Below are 23,658 nucleotides of genomic sequence, written 5' to 3'. Positions count from 1 at the left end.
TTTTTGTACTCATCCTTTACTGTTGATTTTACCTGACGATTACCGATAATATCGGTAAGCAGGTGATCACGTACTGAAAGAGACATAACTCATCCTCCTTGTTATCTTCTTCATGGTAATATCAAAAAACATGCCAAAATATTTTTTTCTCTAATTCCATTATATATAGGGAATAATCTCATTTTACAAAAAAATAAAAAAACAAAAAATTGCCTATTTTTTAATCACTCTTTATAATGATGATGAAAAATTATGCAGGAGAGAATATGCTCAAAGAAGACAATCAGATAAAACGTTTACGCATGATTCAATACCTCAGTATTGCCATGAATCAAACACAGGATCCTGATGAGCTTTTAGGTCTTATGCTGGATAAAGCCATAGAACTTACGAAAGCGACAACGGGTTCTATTATGTTAAAAGAAGAGGGTTCAAAATTCCTTCGTTACGCTGCGTACCGTGGGTTTGATGAAAACAAAATTAAGCGGGTTCCGATTGCCGTGGGAGAAGGTTTGACAGGAGCGGTCTTCAAAGATGGTATTCCGAGACTGGTGAATGATGTGGATCAGGATCCCCTGTATATTCCTCTCCGCGATGACATTCAATCTGAACTTATTGTTCCCCTCCAGGTAGAAGGACAGATTATCGGTGTTTTGAGTGTAGACAGTGTGGAAAAAAACGCCTTTTCAGAAGAGGATCTCGAACTTCTCTATACCATCTCCAATCAGGCGGCACAGATCCTTTATAGAACCCGTCTCTACGAAGAACTCAAATACAAAATTCACCTCCAGGAAATTCTTATCGAGATCTCTCAGCTCATTGAAAAAAAGATTGATCTTCAGGATATTTTTGACTCTGTTATGAATATCCTGGGAGAAAGAATTCATATCGATAGGGGAATGCTTGTCCTGTTTGAACCAGAACAAAGTGATAAACTCTCTATTTTTGCCGGTTATAGACTCACGTCAGAGGAGTGTGAACGAGGAATTTATCGTGTGGGAGAGGGTATTATCGGAGGGGTGGTGGCCACTGGTGAACCTCAGTCTATCCCCAACATTCATGAAGAGAGCCGTTTTCTCAACCGACTGAAAATCAAACGTGATAAGGAGAAACCCATCTCGTTTATCGCGGTACCGCTCAAGCTGGAAGGACTTACCCTTGGTGTTCTTGCCATAGAAAAAGAATATGATAATAAAACCTACCTCAAAGATCTTGAAAGTATGCTTTTTCTTGTGGGACAGATTCTCTCCAACAAGGTAAGGCTAGCAAGAACCTTTCAGCAGGAAAAAGCCTCTCTCCTCGAAGAAAATCTCACCCTCAAAAAAGAGCTTGAAAAAAACTATACTTTTCACCACATTGTGGGGAAAAATGCCAAAATGCGAGCTGTTTTTGAATTAATCCATACCGTGGCTGACACGAATGCCTCGGTTCTGATTCTCGGAGAAAGTGGCACAGGGAAAGAGCTGGTAGCTCGTGCTCTCCACTATAACAGTTCACGAAAAGACAAACCCTTCGTAAGTATCAATTGTGCTTCCATTCCAGAGAATCTGCTAGAATCCGAACTCTTCGGCTACAAAAAAGGTGCCTTTACCGGTGCAAATACGGATAAGAAGGGTCTCTTTTTGGTGGCAAACGGTGGTACCCTGTTTCTCGACGAGATAGGGGATATGCCTTTTGCCCTTCAGGCTCATCTACTTCGCGCACTCCAGGAACGGGAGATCTCTCCTCTGGGAAGTGAAACGAAAATTCCTATTGATGTTCGTATTGTGGCAGCAACCAATAAGGTGCTGAAAAATCTTGTCAAAGAAAAAAAGTTTCGAGAAGACCTCTATTATCGATTAAATGTGATTGAAATCCAGTTACCACCCTTGAGAGAAAGAAAGGACGACATACCCCTCCTGGTTCGACACTTTATTCAAAAGGTGGCACAACGTGAAAACCGTTCTCAGGTAGAGATTAGCGAAGAGGCTCTGATTGCCCTCATGAACTACTCCTGGCCAGGTAACGTCCGCGAGCTTGAAAATAGCATTGAACGGGCTTTTATCCTTGCCCAGGGGAGAAGAATCGAACTTCACCACATTGCCCCCTTCCTCACCACCGAGGAAGAACAAAGAATCTTTTCCTTAAGCGAGTGGATAAAAAGTTTTCTTGAAAATGCTGCATATAATGGCCAGGTTTATGAGAAGGTTATTGGTGAAGTCGAAAGAGAACTCATCCATCAAGCTCTTCTCATCAATGATCGAAACAAAGTCAAGACAGCAGATTTTCTTGGAATCAATAGAAATACCCTTCGCACAAAAATAGACCAGTATCACATCACATAGCGTTTGGAAAAAATACAGACAACCGGAGAAGACGCTTATTTTCTTCTTCACCATAGAAAAGTTCTATGAGAGTGTGGGGAAAATTCAATTGATCAACAAGCATCTCTGGCCATTCAATGAGGACCAGTGTTTTTTCCTCAAAGAATTCAAAAAGCCCCAGATTCTCAAGCTCTTCAACAGAGCGAATACGGTAAAGATCAATGTGATAAATCGTTTTTTTGGGATGAGGATACTGATGGATGATGGAAAACGTCGGGCTGCTTACCATATCTTCCAGATGAAAAAAAGAAAGAAGCCCCCGTACGAATGTGGTTTTTCCGCTTCCGATGTCGCCTTTAAGAAGGATCAACGAGGGAATTTCCTTTCTTTCTATCATCTGTGCTATTTCTTGGGCAATTTGTTGTGTTTCTTCTACGGAGAAAGAGAGCCATTCTTTCTGCATGGTAATCCTCAAGAAATCAAATCCACGAGCAGTCCCTTAATTTGCTGGACAAGCTGAAAATAGGAAACACGGTTTCTCTCATTTGAGAGGATGAGATGTGCCATTTGTTGGAGTTTCTCGTCGATTGATTGTACAATAACATAGGTGTTTACCTTGGCAAATCCCGAACGACTTGTGATCGTTTTTACCTCCATATTTTTCATAGCATAACGTACCAAGGCTTTTACACAACTTCTATAGCGGTTAAAATGTTCTATATCAGGATTCTGGGAGAGTTGTTCTCCTAAAAGATCAATCATGTTTCCAAGTTCCCGAAGATCGCTTTCGGACAGATCTTCTCCTATCTGACTAAAAAAAACCTCGAGATCCGAACTCTCCATCATTGCCTTAAAGTTGAGGGTTAGACCTTTGTCCGTTTTTTTGCGCTCAGTTTTTTTAGGATTCATAAAGGGGGAAAAATTCTCAATCTTCATCCGTCTTGTTCCTCATAATACAAGCATACGCATTGTGATTATGGATGGACTCTTCGTTTTCAACCTCGATATGATACCAGAGAATCCTCTCATCCCGGTTCAATGCCAGGGCAATATCCCTCGCCGTGTCTTCCACAAATTTAGCGTTAGTGTAAGCTTTCTCAGTAATATATTTCTCATCACTTCGTTTAAGGATAGTAAACAAAGGAGCAGAGGCTTGTTTTTCTGCAAGGGATATAAGCTCCTCAAACCACACAAACCCTTTCGTTTGTGCTTGAATTCTCACAATACCACGCTGGTTGTGCGCTCCATAGCTACTAATCTCTTTCGAACATGGACAAAGGCTATGGATAGGAACCTCTACACCCATCGTCAACGAGAGGTTTTCTCCCAGACTCGCTTGCACAGAACAACGATATTCCATATAACTTTGCATACCAGAAACAGGAGCGGATTTCATGATAAAGTAGGGAAAAGAGATCTCAATATGAGCCTCTTCACACTCAAAACGCTGTTTCATCTCCGTGAGGATGGACTCAAGATGTTCCAGAGAAAGATCATGGGCATACCGATGGAGAATCTCCCCAAACCGACTCATATGGGTTCCCCGATAATGATGGGGAAGATTGACATACATATTCACATCAGCAATTGTTGCCTGTCTTTGTTGACTTTGATCTCTTACTACGATAGGAATACGAAGACCTCGTATACCTACCTTGTTGATTGGAATATTCCTCTCATCTCTCTCATTTTGTACGTCTTTCATGAAATATAGTATACCAAAAAAATATAAAAAAGGCAATTTTTATGGGGAGAGTTTTTTTAAACCTTGCTTCCAGCCCGTTGCGTCAAATAAAAAAGTACTCGAAATTCGAATCATTGCCTCATAAAAAAAAGTACTCAAAAATTCCATACAGTTTCCTCCAAATTTTTGTTTTTTACATTCTTTTTCTTTTGAAGGCTGTAAAGTTTTCTCTGGCAAGCTGTAATTTTTTGTCTTAGGTGAAACAAATCGAGAGCCTTATAAAGCCTTGTTAGGCGTTCCTTTTGTGCCTCACTTACATAAGAGCTTTCTAAAAGCCGCTGGTAGGGAGTTTTAATATCATCATGCTTCTTTTGCACCTTGCTTCCGATTCTCTTTTTCTCTGTCATTTTCATAGGGTTGAAAAAGTTGGCATAAAGCCTGAGATACGCATAGAGTCGGTTCAAGTAGTAGACTTCTTCCTCGGTATCGTAGCGAAAGTACCCAACATTCTGGCGGACTATGGAATAGTTTTTCTGCTCAACGTAGCAGTTATCATTGGAACGGGAGCTTCGCCCCCTTGTAAATTTTATCTGGTGCTTCTCACACCAATCACGCAGAGGATGATTAATAAATTCAGCACCGGTATCAGAATCAATTCCCCGTAACTCAAAAGTCTTCTTTGGACTTTTCTATGGCTTCTCTTACCCATTTTGAAGCCTTGTTTTTGATTGCCACAAGCTCTGTCCAACCGCTCCAAACATCCACCATATTTAATGTTTGAGCAAAATCTCCCGCTATTTCTTCCTCATGGGCAACCAGATCAATCTCCATAAAACCAGGGCAATTTTCATCCCACTCTGCCCACGTGCGTATAGCTATTTGTTGCTTTAACAACGTTCCAGGCTTTGTACCTTTTCGTCCTTTTATCTCAAGCTTTTACGCTCATGTTTCAAAAGTCGGTCAATACTTGAAGCACTTATATGTCGCAAGTTTTCTATAGCCTGTGGAGAACCGTGGAGATGTCCGTTTGCTAAGAGATTATCTAAAACTTCATTTAAAATTGGCTTTAAACGTTTGCCACACATGTAGTTTTCAATTTCCCAGACCTTTTTTAGAAGTTTTAGTTCCTCTTCGCCGAATTTTTTCTTTCTGCCAGGTCTTTTGCCCTTCTTGGCTATGTCGGCTTTAAGGTAATTTTTTTTGCCTACATAGATGGTTTTTCCGTGCTGCCTCAAGAGCCTGGCGGCATAGTTTCGGTTTTTTAAACCTGTTATCCTCACAAAATAATCCAGTATCTCCATTTTTTCCTTTTTGCTGGCTTTTTGATACTCTTTCGCCGTTTCCCTGTAAATAGGTCTCCTTTCAAACATCGCTAACTCCACCTTTTACCTCCAGTTCTTTGAACTGGATTATTTTACACAAATTTAAAGTACTTTTTTATTTTGAAGCAACGTTCCCTTTTCGAGTACTTTTATTATGAAGCAATTCGTCCAGTTGTATTTTTTTTTCTTTTCTTGTATAATATACGATACATAGAGAAGGTTTCGCCAACAGGAGGAAACATGTCCAAAGAATATACCTCGGCATCAATCAGTGTTTTGCAGTTTCCGGAAAATATTCGCACACGTCCTGATATGTATATTGGTGACAGAGAGATAGATGGGTATCATCACCTTGCCTTTGAAGTCATTGACAATTCTGTGGACGAGCATCTTGCAGGGTATGCAAAACACATCGTCGTTCGCCTTTTGCAAACCAATATTGTGGAAATTATCGATGATGGTCGGGGTATCCCTGTTGATCCTCATCCCCAAAAGAAAATACCGGCTATTGAGCTTATTCTGACTGAGCTTCATTCCGGTGGTAAGTTTAACCGCCAGGTGTATGGGGTATCGGGAGGACTCCATGGCGTAGGACTTACCGCTGTCAATGCTCTTTCCACCTTTCTTGAGATTGAGGTCAAAAGAAACGGCAAAAAGTATTTCATCCGTTATGAAAAGGGTATAAAAAAAGAACCTCTCAAGATCATAGGTGACGACCCGGCTACGGGAACGACCATCCGTTTTCAGCCTGATGATACGATTTTTCAAGTTCATAGTTTTAGCCAGGCTATTCTTCGAGCCAGGCTTCGAGAAGTAGCCTTTCTTAATCCTGGTCTGGAGGTTGTTTTTGAGGATCATACCGTTTCGGGAGAACCAACGCGGGAGGTTTTTTGTTTCCCCAACGGGATTGTTGATTTTCTCAGAGATGAACTCAACAGAGGAGAAGAGCTTCTCTTTCCGGAACCGATTGTCATTCAGGGAGAAAAGGAGATTGAAGGCGGAACACTCAAGGTTCAAATTGCTTTTCTCTATCGCAATACAGGTGATGATCCCGAGATCTACAGTTATACCAACTCCATTCACACCAAATCCCATGGTATTCATGTGGATGCCTTCTGGATGGCGTATGAAAAAATCATGCAGGACTTTGCCGAACGATTGAATCTGGGACGAAAAGACGAAAAAATCGATAAAAAGACACTCTCCTTTGGTTTTACCTGTGTGATCAATACCCTCATTCCTAACGCAGAGTTTAAAGGACAAACCAAGGACAAACTCACCGAGCCAATTGCAGCGAGAACTGCTATCAGGGATATAGTCGAAGGAGCTCTCTTTGTCTTCTTTGAAAAGAATATCGATCTCGCAGAGAAGATTATACAAAAAAGTCTTCTTGAACAACGCGCTCTGGAAGAGGCAGAAAAAGCCAGACAGGGTGTGCGAAACAACGTCGGTCGAAGTAAACGGGAAACAGCCACTATTGTCGCCGGTAAACTTGCTGATTGTACTTCTCGCAAAAAAGAGATCCGTGAACTTTTTATTGTTGAGGGAGATTCTGCTGGTGGTTCAGCAAAACAAGGAAGAAACCGGGAATTTCAGGCTATCCTTCCCCTGCGAGGAAAAATCCTGAACGTTGAAAAAAAGATTGAGCGTCAAAACCTCAATACCATTTTAGCAAACGAAGAGATCAAAACGATGATTGCAGTTATTGGTACAGGGTATTATAGCTATTTTGATATTGAAAAGCTGAACTACAATAAAATTATCATCATGACAGATGCCGATGTGGATGGTTCCCATATCCGCACCCTGCTTCTTACCTTTTTCTATAGGTTTATGCGTCCTTTGATCGAAGAAGGTCATGTGTATATTGCCCAACCCCCTCTCTACAAGATCACCGCAGGAAAAAGGATAGAGTATGCGTACAGTGATCAGGAAAAAGATGAACTTATTGAAAAGGTTTTTAAAAACAGCAAGTACGACATTCAGCGATACAAGGGTCTTGGAGAGATGAATCCTGAACAACTCTGGGAAACCACAATGAATCCAGAAACCCGCAAACTTCTCCGTGTGAGTATTACCGACTTTGAAGAGGCGAATAACATGGTGCGGGTTCTGATGGGAGAAAATGTTGGAGGAGAACGAAAAGAATTTATCCTCAAAAATGTTAATTTTGTTACCAATGTGGATGATATAGCATAGGAGGAATGAAGTCATGGCATTTTATGATTTTACCTCAATTGAAAAGAAATGGAAAACGTATTGGGATGAACACAAAACCTTTAAGGTAACGGAAGATCCCTCCTATCCCGATGAGAAGCGCCTCTATGTGCTTGATATGTTTCCTTATCCCTCGGGTTCCGGGCTTCATGTAGGACATCCTGAAGGATATACGGCTACCGATATCTACACACGTTACAAACGGATGAATGGTTACAACGTCCTTCATCCCATGGGTTTTGACGCTTTTGGGCTACCTGCAGAGAATTATGCTATCCAAACAGGAACCCATCCAGCAGAAACAACCTACAAAAATATTGACCGTTTCCGTGAACAAATCAAATCTATTGGGTTCTGCTATGACTGGGACAGAGAAATCAGTACCTGTGATCCAGATTACTACAAATGGACACAATGGATTTTCCTCCAGCTTTTTAAGAAAGGTTTGGCGTATGAAGCAGAAATGCCCATCAACTGGTGTCCAAGCTGTGGAACAGGACTTGCAAACGAAGAAGTTCAGGATGGAAAATGTGATCGCTGTGGTACTCCTATAGAACGCAAACGTATCCGTCAATGGGTGTTGAAGATCACAGCGTATGCAGAGAGACTTCTAAAAGACCTCGATCTTTTGGACTGGAGCGAGTCCATCAAACTCATGCAAAGAAACTGGATCGGTCGTTCTGAAGGTGCTGAGGTTCATTTTCCTGTCGATGGAAGAGAGGAAGTTATTACGGTTTTTACAACCAGACCTGATACCCTTTTTGGGGCTACCTACATGGTACTTGCTCCTGAACACCCTCTCGTCGAAAAGATTACCACTCCCGATCAGCGTGAATCTGTAAAAGCCTATCAGGCAGAGGCTAACCGCAAAACAGATCTTCAGCGTACCGATCTCAACAAGGAAAAAACAGGGGTGTTTACAGGAGCATATGCAATTAACCCCTTGAATGGAAACAAGATCCCTATCTGGATCTCAGACTATGTGTTGATGGGATACGGAACAGGAGCTATCATGGCGGTCCCTGCTCATGATAGCCGAGACTTTGAGTTTGCTAAAAAATTCAATCTGCCGATTATCCAGGTGGTAAGTCGGGATGGTTCTCTGTATGAACTGAACGAAGCCGAAGAAGAAGATGGTATCTCCGTGAATTCTGGTCCCTTTAGTGGACTTCCCACCAGGGAAATGAAAGAAAAAATCATCCAGTACCTCGAAGAAAAAGGTATTGGACGCCGTACGGTGAATTATAAACTTCGGGATTGGATTTTTTCTCGTCAGCGCTACTGGGGAGAACCTATTCCTGTCGTACACTGCGAAAAGTGCGGCATCGTACCTCTGGATGAAAAGGATCTCCCTCTTACCCTTCCCAATGTCAAGAGCTACAAACCAACAGGAACCGGAGAATCTCCCCTGGCAGCGATAACAGATTGGGTAAACACAACCTGTCCAAAATGTGGAGGCCCGGCCAAACGGGAAACAAACACCATGCCCCAATGGGCAGGAAGCTGTTGGTACTATTTGCGCTATATCGATCCTAAAAATGACAAAGCCTTAGCCGATCCTGAGAAAATTAAATACTGGGGACCTGTAGATCTGTATGTAGGTGGAGCAGAACATGCGGTGCTTCATCTCTTGTATGCCCGTTTCTGGCATAAATTTCTCTACGACATTGGGGTAGTTGATTATCCTGAGCCCTTTATGGCCCTGCGAAACCAGGGTATGATCCTGGGAGAAAATGGAGAAAAGATGTCTAAATCCCGAGGAAATGTGATCAACCCTGATGACGTAATAGCCGAATACGGGGCAGACACTCTCAGAATGTATGAGATGTTCATGGGTCCTTTGGCCGCAGACAAACCATGGAATACCAAAGGGATTATGGGAATCAAGCGATTCCTTGACAAGGTATGGAAAACCTTTGATGAAAAACCAATAGGAGAAAAGGAACCGTCGGAGGAACTGAACCGACTACGACATAAGAGTATTCAGTTCATATCTGAAAGGATAGAAAACCTTGAGTTTAACACGGCTATCAGTCAACTCATGGTATTTATCAATGCCCTGAGTAAAGAAGAAGAACTTCCCCGTGATATAGCAGAGGATTTCGTCAAACTGCTTCATCCATTTGCCCCCTTCATCACAGAAGAGCTGTGGGAAAAGATGGGACACAAACCCTCAATACTTTTTGAAAAATGGCCAACTTACGATCCTGCCTTCCTGGTGGAAGATACTGTAACCGTTGTTTTGCAGGTCAATGGCAAGGTACGTGATAACATACAGGTAGTTCGTGGGCTCTCCCAGGAGGATCTCCAGAAAAAGGCTCTGGAAAGCGAAAAGCTCAAAACATGGTTGGACGGTAAAACGATAGTGAAAGTGATTGTTGTACCTGATAAACTGGTCAACATTGTGGTAAAATAAAAGACCAGGAGGGCCATATGACCCTAGAAGAACTTCATCTCTCGAAAGCAGGAAAACTGCTTCTAAAAGAGGCACTTAACTATGTAAAGTCAGAATACAAAAAATTTGGACGTATTCGGACACGTTTCTACTATCCCGAGTCTGAAGAGAAAGCAAGCTATATTGAGCTTCGAGCCTTCATTGATGACATCATCAAAACCCACAATCTTCCTTTTCCGTTTACTGACAGGGATTCAGATTACGCTATTCTTGTCAATGAAAAATTTTTTCAGGTTGTGATGATGCAAATTCATCGCATGTATCCAAAATCTTACCTCCTCGTGACTCAGCGGGATCCTTTGACGGTAATTTTTGTAATCCGGGATACAGAGGAGTATCAGGCGGAAAATATCAAGCTGGTATGGAACCCAGAAAAACCGTCTCTTCCCGAGGTTTCAACAGTACCCATGCACTTTACCTTAAGAGATTTGGCATAAGATCATAGCAAAAGGAGGTCTCTATGAGAGTAGCTCTTATTCTGGGACAAAATTTTGAAGAAGTAGAAGCGATTACTCCTATTGATATTTTGAGACGGGCACAAGTTGAGGTAATCACGTATGGAGTAGGAGGGAAAGAAATTACCGGAAGTCATCAGATAACAGTGCAAGCAGACAGGGTATTTATGCGGATGGATGATATCCATACTGAAGAGTTTGATGCGCTTCTTTTGCCTGGAGGACCCGGCGTAAACCAGCTTGTCCAAAATCAACATCTTCTGGAAGTCATCAGGCGCTTTGTAGCTGCTTCCAGGTGGGTGTATGCTGTTTGTGCGGCTCCTCTTCTTCTGGATAGAGCAGGGGTTTTAGAGGGGAGAAACTTCACCTGTTATCCTGGTACCGTAGCTTCAATAACTTCAGGAAAACACAAAAACGAACCAGTCGTTGTGGATGGGAATATTATCACCTCGCAGGGAGTAGGAACATCCCTCCTTGCGTCTTTAAAACTTGTTTCTTTGTGGGTTTCAGATGAGGAAGCCCGTCAGCTTGCTGAACGAGTTGTTTTTTATGGATGGAAAGATTAATATTCCTTGGCATTGCGTTTTTCGCTGGATGGAATAGCAGCGAACTCTCCAAAAAAAATAGTAATCTCGCGTTTGGCACTTTCACGAGAATCGGATCCGTGAATAGCATTTGCAGGCATTTCTGTGCCATAGGTGTGGCGTATGGTGCCTTTCGCTGCCTTTTTGGGATCAGTAGCTCCCATGAGCTTACGAAAATCTTCGATAGCGTTTTCTTTCTCGAGTACCATGGCAACAACCTTCCCTGAAAGGGTAAATTCTAAAAGCGAGGGGAAAAAAGGTTTTTCCACATGCTCCGCATAGAAGAGACGGACAGATTTTTCAGTAAGCTTCAACATCTGGAGATAAATGATCTTAAATCTTTCTTTTTCGATCATGGTAAGGATGTGACCAATGTTCCCAGCTTTAACTGCGTCTGGTTTAATCATCGCAAAGGTTCTTTCGAGAGCCATTTCCGTCTCCTTTAATGTCTCTTTTTTTTATTTTCGGAAAATATTCTTTTTTCTTAAAATATCAACTCGCAAAAAGAATTTTTTTTTGCATTTTTTTTAGCAAATACCTATACTATACTTGAAAAGAACAAAACAAAAAAGGAGCACTCCATGGCATCTCCTGTATATTTTACTGATTTCCGTTCAAAAGGCAAAAGTATTCTTGAAAAACTTGAAAAGCTTGTTTTAAAAGCGGGACTTGAAACCATTAACTTTGAAAAAAAATTTGTTGCTATAAAGGTGCATTTTGGTGAACCGGGAAATGTGGCCTATATACGACCAAATTACACACGAAGAATCGTTGAAATAATCAAAAGGTTAGGGGGATTGCCGTTTTTGACAGATTGTAATACGCTCTACAAAGGTAGACGCTCCAATGCTATTGATCACCTTCAAGCTGCCCATGAAAATGGTTTCACCCCAGAAACAGTTGGGTGCGATCTTATTATCGCAGACGGTCTCAAAGGTTCAGACTACCGTGAAATTGAGATCAATCTCACTCATATCAAAAAAGCCAAGATAGGCACAGCCATTGCTGATGCTGATATATTTATCTCTATCAATCATTTCAAAGGTCATGAGATGACAGGATTTGGGGGAGCTTTAAAAAACATTGGAATGGGATGTGGAGCCGTTCCAGGAAAACTGGAAATGCATTCAAATTCTAAACCCAAGGTAGTAACAGAAAAATGTGTTGGCTGCAAAATGTGTGAACTCAACTGTAATCATAACGCTATCAAAGTCAATGAACATCACAAAGCATGGATTAATTACGATCTCTGTGTTGGGTGTGGTCAATGTGTGGCAGTATGCCGCTATGATGCCGCGCAAGTGGTATGGAACGAGGGAGGGAATACCGCCTGGAAAAAAATTGATGAGTACGCTTTTGCCGTTGTCAAGGGAAAACCTCATTTTCATATAAACTTCCTTATGGATATTTCTCCTGACTGTGATTGCTGGAGTAGTCATGATGCTCCTATCGTCCCTGATATTGGGATCCTGGCTTCTTTTGATCCTGTGGCTCTGGATCAGGCAAGTGTGGATCTGGTAAATCAGGCTCCCGTTTTGGCACCGAGTAAAATCTCTGATCATCATCCACATTATGATCCCTCTTCAGACAGATTTCAGCTTATTCATCCTCACAGCAATTGGCAGGAGGGGTTAGCTTACGCCGAAAGTATTGGCCTGGGTAGTCGTACGTATCAGCTACTACGAGTAGAATAAACCACGCCCCTAAGAAAATGAAAATATTGGTCCTTTCCGATTGGCATCTGGATGCGAAGGACGCGCTGGGATGGTTCGGATGGGAAGAAGATGCCTTTCTCGCACGTCTCGAAGAGGTTGTTACCCATTACCAACCAGACAAGATCATCTTAAACGGCGATGTATTTGAGCTTTATCGTTATAGAAAAAGTGATATCGCACAAGCGTATCCTGGTATTTTTCGTTTCTTTCAAAGGCATTCTGTCATTTTTATACGTGGAAACCACGATAGCATCAGTCACACAGGGCTTGATTTTTATGAAATTCATCATGGGGAGAGAAAGATCCTGATCCTCCATGGTCATCAGGCAGATTTTTTGAATGGGAACAGCGTGATGAGGGCACTGGTAAGTCTGGGTATGAAGATTTTAAGGCTTCTTTCTTATAATGAATGGGTGAGGCAACGTTACCTGGATATCTATAGCCGTATCGATACCAAACCACTCGATTATAGAAGGCAAAATGACTTTAAGTATCTCTTTTATGCGATGAAGCTTCTTGATCGACATTATGATGCTGTCATCATGGGGCATACCCATCAACAGGAGGATATTGTTTTTTACCACCGTGGAAAGAAAAAATACTACCTGAATAGTGGTACCTGTACACGAGGAAGATTTCAAGCTATTATTGTAGATATAGAAAATTGGGAATATATTCTTTTGAACAGGTAAAGGCTTTTTGCAGTTAAAAATGGATTTTTTTATGTTTTCTCTCTATAATACAAGGGTAGGGGTAAGCATGTTTAAAATTGGTGATAAAGTTTTTTATCCGTATCATGGTGCAGGAGAAATAACAAATGTAGAAGAAAAAGAAATTTTTGGAGAGAAAAAACTCTACTATATCATTAAATTTCCTCTCACTGAAACCACAGTGATGCTCCCTGCAGACAACCCTGATCAACTTGGTTTACGATTCCTCGCTACACCGTTAGAGATCAAGTATTGTCTTGATAAACTCAAAAATATCAATATTTCGCTTGATGACGACTGGAAGATTCGTTACAAACGTAATCAAGACCTTTTAAAATCAGGAAATATTGATGATGTTGCCATGGTAGTAAAAACGCTTTATCTGAGAAACAAACACAAAGAGCTTTCTACGACAGAGAAAAAGCTTTATCAAAACGCGATGAATATTCTCATAAGCGAGATAGCCTTGGCCCTGGAAAAGACTCTCGACGAAGTCAAAGAAGAAATTCTTAGAATTCTTGGAGAAGAAAAAAGATAATGATGTTTTAAAAATAATAATGGGAAAAAGTTATGTCTCATGCTCTTCTTTCAACTTAACATAATATATATTATAGGAAATGATAATCAGCTTTCTTGGAAAATTTATAAATTTGCAAGAAATAAAAGCACTCCTTTATAATATAAAAATATTTCAGAAAAAGAGAGGTTTTATGGGTTCTTCTCTGCAAAAGTCCAAACAGGTTACACTGATTGGTTTGTGGGTAAATATTTTTCTTTCTCTGTTAAAGTATATCGGTGGGATCCTGGGAAACAGTCAAACGATGATTGCTGATGCAACTCACAGTCTTTCCGATCTTGTTACCGACGTGGCAGTTCTCTTTGGCATCAACTACTGGACAAAACCACCAGACACGTCACACCCTTATGGTCATAGACGCATAGAAACCCTGGTTACAGCCCTTATTGCTTTGCTTCTGGGGCTTGTGGGTATAGGCATAGGATACGAAGGGCTTATCAGTCTCCAAAAACCTGACTCCACACAGGTGAAAAGTATAGCAATAGTCATGGCTGTTATCTCTATTTTTTCCAAAGAAATTCTCTATCGCTGGACCATAGCTCAGGGGAAAAAACTCGGTTCGCCAGCAATCATCGCCAATGCCTGGCATCACCGCTCTGATGCCTTGAGTTCTATTCCCGCTTTTGTTGCTATAGGACTCTCCCTTATTGATAAAAGATTGTCATATTTTGACCACATAGGGGCAGTTGTCGTTTCATTGTTTATTATCAAAACAAGCTGGACTCTTCTCCAACCTGTTCTTGAGGAACTTTCTGACAGAGGAGCAAGCGATACGGATGTCATGATGATTGTAAAAATAGCCGAGTCTGTTGAAGGGGTGCGTGAAGTTCATGCTGTTCGCACCCGTCATCATGGGAATTCTATGTTTGTTGATCTCCATGTCCTTGTCGACGGTAACCTTTCTGTCACCGAAGGACACAATATTGCAGGAAAAGTAAAACACTCTCTTCTCGAACATGGTCCAAGCATCCAGGATGTTATTATTCATATTGAACCTTACGAGACAGCTTCCAGAAAAAGTAGGTAGCTTTCCCTACTCCTTTGGCAGAGAGTTTTTCTTTCTTTTCTTTTGCAAAAAAAATTGCTTTATGCTACAATATCTTTAGCTAAAGATGGAGACCATGATTTATAACATTCAGACAGGGCAATTTGAGGTTAAAAAAGGACCTATTTTTACGAATTTTGTTCTCGCTGATGAGATCAACCGTGCACCAGCGAAGGTGCAATCAGCTCTTCTTGAGGCTATGCAAGAACGGACGGTAACTCTTGGGGATACAACCTATGATCTCCCTACCCCTTTCTTTGTTATGGCAACCCAAAATCCCATTGAACACGAGGGAACGTACCCTCTTCCCGAGGCTCAGATTGATCGTTTTTATATGAAGGTTTTAGTTTCCTATCCCACAGCCAAAGAAGAAAAACGTATCCTTCACCGAATGACAGGAACACTAGAACCAACTGTCAAAAAAGTTGCCAGTAAACAGGATATCCAGAAACTCCAGAAGCTTGTATCCCGAATTTATGTTGACGAAAAAATCTATGACTATGTTGTTTCTCTTGTTCAAGCAACACGCCAAACTCACAAAGACTATATCCGTTATGGCGCATCTCCACGAGCGGCTATTGCCTGGATTAAAGCAGCAAAAGTTGAAGCCCTCTTTGATGAACGTGGATACGTTATCCCAGAGGATGTAAAACATACCGCTCACGATATCCTTCGCCATCGTCTCATTCTCAACTTTGAGGCAGAAGCCGAAGGAATCACCACCGACAATGTGATAGATACTTTTCTCCAGGAGGTAGAAATTCCCTAAATAAGGAAAAAAATTTCACTTCAGGAAACAAAAAAACGTATAAAAATAGAGAAAAAAAATATTCTCATAAGAGGTAAAAAAAGCAAGGAGGAAAGCTGTGAAAAAGCAAACGTTGTGTTGGTTGTTGGTGTTTTTGGTTGGTGTTATTGGTTGGTGTTATTGGTGGTATGTATGGGTCTCTTGCTCGCCTTTCAGGACTGGGTGTGTACTATTCTGATCAAAATTGGTTGGGCGCGAGCTGGATTATTGACGATCCCATTCTGGTTCCTGAAAATGGTGCTCTCATCTACCGATTACCAAACGAGGTGGGATGGGAACCCTTTGCCTATATTTCTACCGGAAATTGGAATGATTCCTATGCCTATGGTGTGATAAACACCGAGTGGGTCTCGGTTGGCTTATTTATTAATCCTAATCAGCAAACTGAGGACTATCTAGAAAGTTATTCTAAAGTGAATGCAGCAAATCCTCCCACCTAGGCAGGAACTCCTCCCCCTTCTTACCCCCCAGGAATAACTTATCGAGACCGATTACCCTGGTTTGACCTTACCATCGGAAGCCGAAAAATCCCCTTCTCTCCCTATGTGGGGCTCTCGGTGGCTGCTTATTCTTCTTTAACGGTCACGGAACATGTTCCGACCCCTGCTGATCCTACCAAATCAAAACTCCAGAGCGATGTATTTGCTTCTTTTGTAAAAATCCGAACGGGAGCAAGTATTGATATTCTTCAACCCTTAACCATTGATGCTTCTCTGGGCCTTTGGCTCCCTGGGTATAAAAACCAGGTAAAATCCGAGTTTCCAGAAATTTCAGGCTATACCCAAGAACAACTCCATACAAGTGAAGGGAATTTTGGTATTGAGGTGAAGGTATATCCCAAAATAAAACTCTCTCCAAATCTCGAATGGAAAAATATACTCACCTATGGCTATCTCAATCTTTCAAGTGTTTACACCGCTATCGCTGATCTTAATGGTGATGGAGATTATATTGATCTGGGAGAAGAAAAAAACAAAAACACTCACCCCTTCTCCATTCAATCCATTGGAGTTGGTACAGGTATCAACTATACCAACAACCAATTTTTTACCTACGTTTCACTCAACAATTTTACTATTTTGAAAGGTGAGGAATGGTTTATTGTAAACCAGGCCACAGGAAGCGATCAATATAAGGATAAAGAACAGGGAAGTCAAACGGATAACTATACTATCCTCGATGGAGGAGCGGAAGTCACTCTTAAAAAATGGTTCTCTCTTCGTATGGGAGTTATGAATATTATAGAAATTCAAAGTATAACAACAACATCTTTTGGCTATACTGGAACCACAGAGAACGTGCGAGATATCAAGTCTTCCACCACCATAAAGCATACCATTATTCCTCGGATTGGTCTGAGCGTGCATTTTGGTGGTTTTTCACTCGATTGGGTCATAAGCGATACCTTTGTTCAGAATGTTCTGGGTCAGGGAAGTCTCCCCTACCTCATCAGTGGCAAAAATTTGTTTGATAAGTTTTCCATGATCGTCAGTATAAACTACAAGTTCTAAAATATCTTTTCATGAGAAGGGGTCCATCCCCTTCTCATGAAAACTTGAAAAAATCGTTTTTTCTCCCTACAGTATAGAGGGAGGAAATCATGTCCTTTCAAGAAAACTACCACAGGATTTGTGAAGAAATTGAGGATATAAAAAGCCGTATCGGAGTATCCTATCCCATAACCATCGTTGCTGTAACCAAAACCTTTGGTCCAGAGGTAGTAAGAGAAGCCCTTGTGGCGGGTATCCAGAACATAGGGGAAAATCGTGTTCAGGAGGCGAGTGAAAAGTTTCCTGCTCTCTCGGATTTTCAATTCACGCGGCATCTTATTGGGCATCTTCAATCAAATAAAATCAACAAGGCATTGCAGCTCTTTGATGTTATCCAGTCAGTTGATAGTCTCGAACTTGCGCAGGGACTTGAGAAACGACTCTCCAGACAATTACCAATATTCATCGAAGTGAATACCTCTCAGGAAGCTTCAAAACATGGAATTACCCCAGAACAGGCTCGTGATCTTATTGCTCAGGTCAAAGAAATGCCACATCTTCATATTCAAGGACTCATGACGGTGGGTCCACTTACCAATGATGAGAAATTGATACGTCAATCTTTTCAACTCCTCAAACGTCTCAGGGATGATGTGCAGAGCTGGTTTTCTTATCCTCTTGGACTGTCCATGGGAATGAGTGATGACTATCGGATTGCTATCGAAGAGGGAAGCACCATGCTCCGACTTGGACGAGCCCTTTTTGGAAGTCGTACGTACACCTAAGATAGTAGGTAGCTCTTCCTACTCCGCTATCAAGGAGAAAAAATGACTACAGAAGAAGTTCTTAAAGTACTCGCTATCCTCAAAAATCACTATCCAACCTGGAACGCGCCCGTGGTTACGTTTATCGCTATCTCGCAAGGTTCTCCTTATCAGGTCCTTGTTGCAACCCTCCTCTCTCTCAGGACAAAAGATGAGATGACAAGAGAAGCAGCCGTAAGACTCTTTCAACGGGCAGACACACCAGAAAAGATGCTGCGTCTTTCCGAGAAAGCAATAAGCGAAATCATCTACCCTGTCGGCTTCTACAGGACGAAAGCTAAACGCATCCTTGAAATCACGAAGATCCTTCTCGAAAAATATGGAGGCAGAGTCCCTGATACCCTTGAGGAACTTTTATCACTTCCTGGGGTGGGAAGAAAAACAGCTAACCTCGTCATCACCCTGGGGTACCATAAACCAGGAATTTGTGTAGATACCCACGTCCATCGTATCTCAAACCGCTGGGACTATGTTAATACAAAAAATCCCCATGAGACAGAATTTGCCCTTCGAGAAAAACTTCCTATCGAAGAGTGGATAATGTACAACGATATTCTTGTGGCTTTCGGGCAAACAATATGTAGACCCATCTCTCCGTTATGTGATAACCAATGTCCGGTTAATCATCTCTGTCCCAAACGAGGAGTAAATAAGCATCGATAAACGTTCACGGTAATTTAAATGGGATAGACAACAATATTTTCGTCAACTTTGCGGTTGAGGTACCCCTGAATAGCATACAATGTCCCTGTCATGGCACTAGCACAACCATTACACGCACCAAGATAACGGATATACACCAGCGTCTTTCCATTCTCCGTTGTCTGGATATCAACAATCTCAAGACTTCCCCCATCAGCCGCCAGCATGGGACGGATCTCTTCTTCCATGATCTTTTCCAGAACCTTATGTTTCTGGACAATAGTCATGTCATTAAATTTCACTTCTTCTGCCATAGATTTCTCCTTTGCCATTTCTTCTCTCACTTCTCGTAAAATATCTACAAGATAATATTTTCTCTTTTCATGTCCACCAGGCCGGATACAAGATTTACAAAAAGCACCGGCTTTGGTATACTGGGTGATTTCCTCCACCGTCTTGAGATCGTTGATGCGTATCACGTCCTTGATGGTGCGTAATGAAACACGAGCACATTCACAAACAATCTCTTCCTCTTCAAGACTTTCTCGGTCCACACCCTTATAAAGAGCCACAGCTTGTTTAATAACATCGTAAGCCATTACACTACAATGCATCTTTTGAGAAGGCACAGCAGGGGTATCTGGATCATCTCGAAGAGCTTTTTCCACATCGAGGTTGGTAATTTTGACTGCTTCGTCTACTGTTTTTCCAATACAAAGCTCTGCCATCATATCACTTGAGGCAATTGCCGTACCACACCCAAAGCTCTTAAACCTTGCATCCAGGATGGTATGAGTGGCAGGATCAACGATCCAGTAAAGCCTTACAGCATCACCACAACTTTCCGCCCCCCAATCAGCCACGACCAATTTTCCCCCGAGTCGAGCAGCATCTTCCTCGGTTAATTCTCCCCGGTATTTAGGATTATCCATCCGTTCAGCAACCTTTTGGGAATAGTTTTCCCAAAGAGCACCGCCAATGAGTTGATTCTTTGCCATACAGGCTCCTTTAACACTTTTTGTAGGTTGAAGAGATCTCACGAAGCCTCTTCACAGACGCTCGTAAAACTTCAATAGTATAATCAATCTCCTCCTCTGTGGTAAAACGAGAGAGACTAAAACGGACAGCAGTATGGGCTAATTCTCTGTCTACCCCAATAGCCACCATCACAGGATTTGGTTCCAGAGATTCAGAAGCACAGGCAGAACCCGTTGAAGCAGCAATACCTTGCTTATTCAGATCCCAGATAAGGGCTTCGCCCTCTACCCCTCGAAAACTCGCAAGAATAGTATTTGGTACCCGAAGCTCTCGTTTACCGATAACCAGAGTGTCAGGAATAGCTAAAATAGCATCCTCTAATTTATCACGAAGGCGTCTCACCTCTGTCGCTTCATATTCAAGAGCATAGTTTGCTAACTCCAGAGCAAGCCCCATACCAACCATTCCGGCAACATTGATGGTGCCAGAACGTTTTCCTCCCATGTGTTCACCCCCGTGCAACAAAGGCACAAAAGGTGCACCCTGGCGAATGTAGAGGCCACCTACTCCCTTGGGACCATGAAACTTGTGAGCAGAAAACGAAAGATAATCCACTCCCACTTCACGCGCATTGACAGGAATTTTCCCGATTGCCTGGACAGCATCTGTGTGAAAAAGCACTCCCTGCGAGCGAGCATAGGCAGCCAGTTCCTTTATAGGGAAAATGATTCCTGTTTCGTTGTTTGCCCACATAATAGAAACGAGCGCTGTTTTCTCAGGATCAAGATATTCTTTTAAGGTAGAGAGATCCACGATCCCATATTTATTTAATGGAAGTTCGATAATCTCTGCTCCATTTTCTGCTAAAAATTCACACACATGAGAAACAGAAGGGTGTTCAACAGGCGTGGTAAGGATACGTTTCTTGTTGGTTTTCGAGATAACCTCCCAGTACACTGCTTTGAGAACAGTATTATTACTTTCAGTAGCACAGGAGGTAACGATAACATCATCTTCATCAGCAGCCCCTATCCCAGCATACAACCTGTCAAGCGCCACCCTCATTGCAGGGTGAACCTCGGTGCCAAATTGATGAAGCGAATTGGGGTTACCGTACTGCTGACAAAAATAGATTTCCATAGCCTCTTTCACCCTTGGGTCCACTATGGTCGTCGCGTTATTATCAAGATATACTCTTTGCATATAATTCCTACTCTTTTGGTGTATTTTATTATACACCCTTTTGGAGATTTCGTCAAGTTTTTTCTTGAAGTATTCTGTCAAATAAATTAAAATGTCACCTTTTTATTGAAATAGAAATGTCACTTTTTTATGCCGAAACTCTACGACCATAATCATCTATTTCAAAAAAGTTCAATTCGATATTTTTCTTAGGCAGTGTATACTTAATTGTGTCTGGTAGGAAAAAGATAACCTCCTGTGATAATATAAATAAAACTATCACAGGAGGCCAGATATGATTGAGACGAAGAATATTTTAGAGCTATTCAAACCAATTGTCAAGGAAGTATTAGAGAGTATGTTAAAAGAGGAAAGAGAGATTTACCTGGAAAACAATCCTCCCACAAAAGGCAATGGCTTTTACGAAAGGGATTTAAAGACAGCTTTTGGCGAGCTTACAGCCATACGTGTTCCAAGAACAAGGGATAATGGATTTAAAAGTGCCCTTCTTCCCTATCGCAAACGCATCACAGAAGACTTAGATGCATTAATCAGGGCTATGTTGATATCAGGAATGTCAACAAGGAAGATAGCAGAAGTTTTAAAAGAGCTTTATGAAATAAAGATTTCTTATGCTAACATCTCAAGGATAAGCCAGGTAGGCATAGAAGAGATTCAGAAGTGGCGTAGTCGCCCTCTCATGGAAGAATATGCCGTGGTATTTCTGGATGCTATGGTGTTTCCTATCAAGAGATAGGGTAGAAAATGAATCAATATATGTAGCTATAGGCATTACACCTGAGGGAAGACGGGAGATTTTAGGATACTACCTACCAGGAGGCATGGAAAGTGCTTATAACTGGCGGGAAATTTTGCTAGATATAAGAGAAAGAGGTGTCAAACAGATTCATTTTATTGTCTCTGATGGCTTAAGTGGTATGAAAAACGTCATAACAGAGATATATCCCCACGCAAAGTATCAGCCCTGTGTAGTCCATGTCATGAGAAACATACTGGCTAAAGTGAGAGTTCAACACAGAAATATCATTGCCACTGAAATAAAAGAGGTATTTCATGCCAAAGACAAACAGGAGGCAGAACAATTGTTTATGAAATTTACACAAAATGGAAAAATATCTATCCCAACTTAATGAATAACCTCTTGACAATAAGAGAGAATATATTCACTTACATGGAATTACCTGAAGGAATACGAAGCATGGTGTATACAAACAATGCCCTGGAAAGACTCTTTAAAGAACTTAAAAGGAGATTAAAAACAATGGAAATGTGTCAAAGCGAGGCTTCAGCTGAGAAATATCTTTACCTGTTATTAAGATACCAAAATGAGAAGTTCTTAAAAAGAAAGTTAAAAAATTGGGAGTATTACTTTCAACTCTATCGTGAGCAACACTCATACACCAAAGAAAATATTCACAGCGAGGTTATCCTATGACTAGACACAATTTTCTTGACACAATGTTTTCTTAAAAATATGTATACTTCCATCAAGCCAGGTTTTTAAGATAACATTGTCCCCGGGTTTTATGGCTATAGGTTGTTTCTTTTCAATCTGGTATATTCTTTTAGAAAACTTTATTGTATAATCTCTATAGACTTTGCACTCGGCCGTATAACAAACATAGTTCCTTAAGTCCTGATCAGGCATTAATGCAATATGAAAATCTTCATCCGACAGAGGTTTTTTACTAAATTTTCGGTTATTCTTTTCCCAGTAATATTCTTTCAAAAAACGATTGGCACTGTCAATATCCTTTATGTTTTTTAGTTTCATTTCTGCTATTAACCTGTCCTGATGGATCCCATTCCATCTCTCTACGCGTCCTTTTGCCTGGGGACTATGGGCATATATCATTTCTATCCCCAGCCTATGGCAGACCTCTCCAAACTTTGTTAGAGGCATTTCCCTGCAAGCTGTTCTTCTATGGTCGCTTCCCGTTTCGTATAGAACAGGCTTTTATAATCACAATAGATCGAATAAGGAATACCGTATTTCATTATCCAGTCAAACAAACATTGCAGCGCTACTTGTGTCGTTTCTCCTGTGTCGAAAAGACCGTAAGATGTGCCTGTAGCATCATCCACCATATTCATCAGACAGACTTCTTTGCCTGTCCCAAACCAGTCGTGAATGCTGCCGTCCATTTGAATCATTTCTCCAAAATGCTCTTTTCTCGGCCTTCTGGTACGGTTCGCAGTTTTCTTATTTTCTTCCACAATCCTGTTTCCATCATCCATAAACGAAGCGTTGATGCTCCTATTTTTATATGATGTTCCTCATAAAGCTTTTCAGCTATAAATGTCGGCTTAAAACCTTTATAATTATTCCGTACTATCTGCATAATTTTCTCTTTGATATCACTGCTAATTCTGTGATTCCCCGGTTTGCCTATTAATTTGTGATTGAGGGCTTCATCACCCTTTGATAAATATTCTTTAAAAATTCGAATAAGTTGCCTTCTGCAAATCCCCAGTATTATTGCAGCATCTTTCTGCTTGATTTTCTTGTTCTTTACCATCTCCAGTATTTTTGCCCCTTCTGTGTTCTGTGCTTTAAGTGTCATCGTTATCACCTCTCTCATCTGCAACCTCTCGTTTTTTTAGTTGCAGTATTTTAAAAGGTGACATTTCTATTTGCACAAAGTG

The 23,658-nt window shown here is 41.3% G+C and carries 23 protein-coding genes and 2 pseudogenes; 15 read left to right on the top strand and 10 right to left on the bottom strand.

The features are described 5' to 3' along the window. The first annotated feature begins 266 nt into the window (after positions 1–266). On the top strand, positions 267–2,324 hold the full coding sequence (locus KDW03_RS09970; RefSeq protein ID WP_271434930.1) for a sigma 54-interacting transcriptional regulator: 2,058 nt from the start codon (positions 267–269) through the stop codon (positions 2,322–2,324). Here the strand turns inward: KDW03_RS09970 and tsaE are convergent. From tsaE to KDW03_RS09950, 4 genes and pseudogenes are all read right to left on the bottom strand, one after another. Further along, positions 2,317–2,766 carry a tRNA (adenosine(37)-N6)-threonylcarbamoyltransferase complex ATPase subunit type 1 TsaE gene (gene tsaE, locus KDW03_RS09965; protein ID WP_271434929.1) on the bottom strand — a complete coding sequence of 150 codons (450 nt, stop codon included), beginning with the start codon at positions 2,764–2,766 and terminating at the stop codon, positions 2,317–2,319. The two genes, KDW03_RS09970 and tsaE, sit on opposite strands and share 8 nt — an antisense overlap. Before the next feature lie 8 nt (positions 2,767–2,774). Next, positions 2,775–3,239, bottom strand: a complete 465-nt coding sequence (locus tag KDW03_RS09960) for a YaaR family protein (protein ID WP_271434928.1) — start codon at positions 3,237–3,239, stop codon at positions 2,775–2,777. Next, positions 3,229–4,008: a GTP cyclohydrolase FolE2 gene (gene folE2 / locus KDW03_RS09955; RefSeq protein WP_271434927.1), complete on the bottom strand. Its 780-nt coding sequence runs from the start codon at positions 4,006–4,008 to the stop codon at positions 3,229–3,231. Before folE2 ends, KDW03_RS09960 begins: the two co-directional genes overlap by 11 nt. Positions 4,009–4,142: 134 nt before the next feature. After that, a pseudogene (locus KDW03_RS09950) lies at positions 4,143–5,357 on the bottom strand (integrase catalytic domain-containing protein). 192 nt (positions 5,358–5,549) lie between these two features. Here KDW03_RS09950 and KDW03_RS09945 point away from each other — a divergent pair. Genes KDW03_RS09945 through KDW03_RS09930 form a run of 4 tightly spaced genes read left to right on the top strand, consistent with a single transcriptional unit; the run spans position 5,550 to position 11,002 of the window. Beyond that, entirely contained in the window at positions 5,550–7,508 is a 1,959-nt protein-coding gene (locus KDW03_RS09945) for a DNA gyrase/topoisomerase IV subunit B (protein ID WP_271434926.1), read from the top strand. A gap of 13 nt (positions 7,509–7,521) precedes the next feature. Then, on the top strand, positions 7,522–9,942 hold the full coding sequence (gene leuS / locus KDW03_RS09940; RefSeq protein WP_271434925.1) for a leucine--tRNA ligase: 2,421 nt from the start codon (positions 7,522–7,524) through the stop codon (positions 9,940–9,942). Positions 9,943–9,959: 17 nt separating this feature from the next. After that, on the top strand, positions 9,960–10,418 hold the full coding sequence (locus KDW03_RS09935) for a hypothetical protein (protein WP_271434924.1): 459 nt from the start codon (positions 9,960–9,962) through the stop codon (positions 10,416–10,418). Between the two features lie 23 nt (positions 10,419–10,441). After that, positions 10,442–11,002: a DJ-1 family glyoxalase III gene (locus KDW03_RS09930; protein ID WP_271434923.1), complete on the top strand. Its 561-nt coding sequence runs from the start codon at positions 10,442–10,444 to the stop codon at positions 11,000–11,002. Here the strand turns inward: KDW03_RS09930 and ndk are convergent. Beyond that, the gene (ndk, locus tag KDW03_RS09925; RefSeq protein ID WP_271434922.1) at positions 10,999–11,451 is read right to left on the bottom strand and encodes a nucleoside-diphosphate kinase; all 453 of its coding nucleotides are present in this window, start codon (positions 11,449–11,451) and stop codon (positions 10,999–11,001) included. The two genes, KDW03_RS09930 and ndk, sit on opposite strands and share 4 nt — an antisense overlap. Before the next feature lie 150 nt (positions 11,452–11,601). Between ndk and KDW03_RS09920 the strand changes: the two genes are divergently transcribed. From KDW03_RS09920 to KDW03_RS09880, 9 genes are all read left to right on the top strand, one after another. Further along, positions 11,602–12,714, top strand: coding sequence for a DUF362 domain-containing protein (locus KDW03_RS09920; RefSeq protein WP_271434921.1), 1,113 nt, complete (start codon positions 11,602–11,604; stop codon positions 12,712–12,714). A 17-nt stretch (positions 12,715–12,731) separates the two neighbouring features. Beyond that, the gene (locus KDW03_RS09915) at positions 12,732–13,427 is read left to right on the top strand and encodes a metallophosphoesterase (RefSeq protein ID WP_271434920.1); all 696 of its coding nucleotides are present in this window, start codon (positions 12,732–12,734) and stop codon (positions 13,425–13,427) included. 31 nt (positions 13,428–13,458) lie between these two features. After that, positions 13,459–13,983, top strand: coding sequence for a CarD family transcriptional regulator (locus KDW03_RS09910; protein ID WP_271434919.1), 525 nt, complete (start codon positions 13,459–13,461; stop codon positions 13,981–13,983). Between the two features lie 172 nt (positions 13,984–14,155). Beyond that, on the top strand, positions 14,156–15,049 hold the full coding sequence (locus KDW03_RS09905) for a cation diffusion facilitator family transporter (RefSeq protein WP_271434918.1): 894 nt from the start codon (positions 14,156–14,158) through the stop codon (positions 15,047–15,049). 94 nt (positions 15,050–15,143) lie between these two features. Further along, on the top strand, positions 15,144–15,836 hold the full coding sequence (locus KDW03_RS09900; protein WP_271434917.1) for an AAA family ATPase: 693 nt from the start codon (positions 15,144–15,146) through the stop codon (positions 15,834–15,836). 137 nt (positions 15,837–15,973) lie between these two features. After that, the gene (locus KDW03_RS09895; protein WP_271434916.1) at positions 15,974–16,315 is read left to right on the top strand and encodes a hypothetical protein; all 342 of its coding nucleotides are present in this window, start codon (positions 15,974–15,976) and stop codon (positions 16,313–16,315) included. Between the two features lie 117 nt (positions 16,316–16,432). Beyond that, complete coding sequence (locus tag KDW03_RS09890; RefSeq protein ID WP_271434915.1) at positions 16,433–17,386, top strand: hypothetical protein; 954 nt, start codon at positions 16,433–16,435, stop codon at positions 17,384–17,386. An 89-nt stretch (positions 17,387–17,475) separates the two neighbouring features. Then, positions 17,476–18,150: a YggS family pyridoxal phosphate-dependent enzyme gene (locus tag KDW03_RS09885; protein ID WP_271434914.1), complete on the top strand. Its 675-nt coding sequence runs from the start codon at positions 17,476–17,478 to the stop codon at positions 18,148–18,150. A 42-nt stretch (positions 18,151–18,192) separates the two neighbouring features. Further along, complete coding sequence (locus KDW03_RS09880; RefSeq protein ID WP_271434913.1) at positions 18,193–18,852, top strand: endonuclease III domain-containing protein; 660 nt, start codon at positions 18,193–18,195, stop codon at positions 18,850–18,852. A 14-nt stretch (positions 18,853–18,866) separates the two neighbouring features. On the opposite strand, the gene KDW03_RS09875 is transcribed toward KDW03_RS09880, so the two are convergent. After that, complete coding sequence (locus KDW03_RS09875) at positions 18,867–19,829, bottom strand: iron-sulfur cluster assembly scaffold protein (RefSeq protein WP_271434912.1); 963 nt, start codon at positions 19,827–19,829, stop codon at positions 18,867–18,869. A 10-nt stretch (positions 19,830–19,839) separates the two neighbouring features. Continuing rightward, entirely contained in the window at positions 19,840–21,012 is a 1,173-nt protein-coding gene (locus tag KDW03_RS09870; protein ID WP_271434911.1) for a NifS family cysteine desulfurase, read from the bottom strand. A gap of 322 nt (positions 21,013–21,334) precedes the next feature. On the opposite strand from KDW03_RS09870, the pseudogene KDW03_RS12435 reads away from it, so the two are divergent. Then, a pseudogene (locus KDW03_RS12435) lies at positions 21,335–22,447 on the top strand (IS256 family transposase); the annotation flags it as partial. Here the strand turns inward: KDW03_RS12435 and KDW03_RS09850 are convergent. Genes KDW03_RS09850 through KDW03_RS09840 form a run of 3 tightly spaced genes read right to left on the bottom strand, consistent with a single transcriptional unit; the run spans position 22,448 to position 23,594 of the window. Continuing rightward, positions 22,448–22,915, bottom strand: a complete 468-nt coding sequence (locus KDW03_RS09850) for a hypothetical protein (protein ID WP_271434907.1) — start codon at positions 22,913–22,915, stop codon at positions 22,448–22,450. Beyond that, positions 22,906–23,166 (bottom strand): hypothetical protein, encoded by a 261-nt coding sequence (locus KDW03_RS09845; protein WP_271434906.1) that lies wholly within the window; start codon positions 23,164–23,166, stop codon positions 22,906–22,908. Before KDW03_RS09845 ends, KDW03_RS09850 begins: the two co-directional genes overlap by 10 nt. Further along, the gene (locus KDW03_RS09840) at positions 23,163–23,594 is read right to left on the bottom strand and encodes a hypothetical protein (RefSeq protein ID WP_271434905.1); all 432 of its coding nucleotides are present in this window, start codon (positions 23,592–23,594) and stop codon (positions 23,163–23,165) included. The genes KDW03_RS09845 and KDW03_RS09840 overlap by 4 nt, the downstream gene beginning before the upstream one ends. Positions 23,595–23,658: the final 64 nt, after the last annotated feature.

The sequence above is a fragment of the Thermospira aquatica genome (genome assembly GCF_023525255.1).
GTDB classification, from domain to species: domain Bacteria; phylum Spirochaetota; class Brevinematia; order Brevinematales; family Thermospiraceae; genus Thermospira; species Thermospira aquatica.
This window is presented reverse-complemented; position numbering and strand designations above follow the sequence as displayed.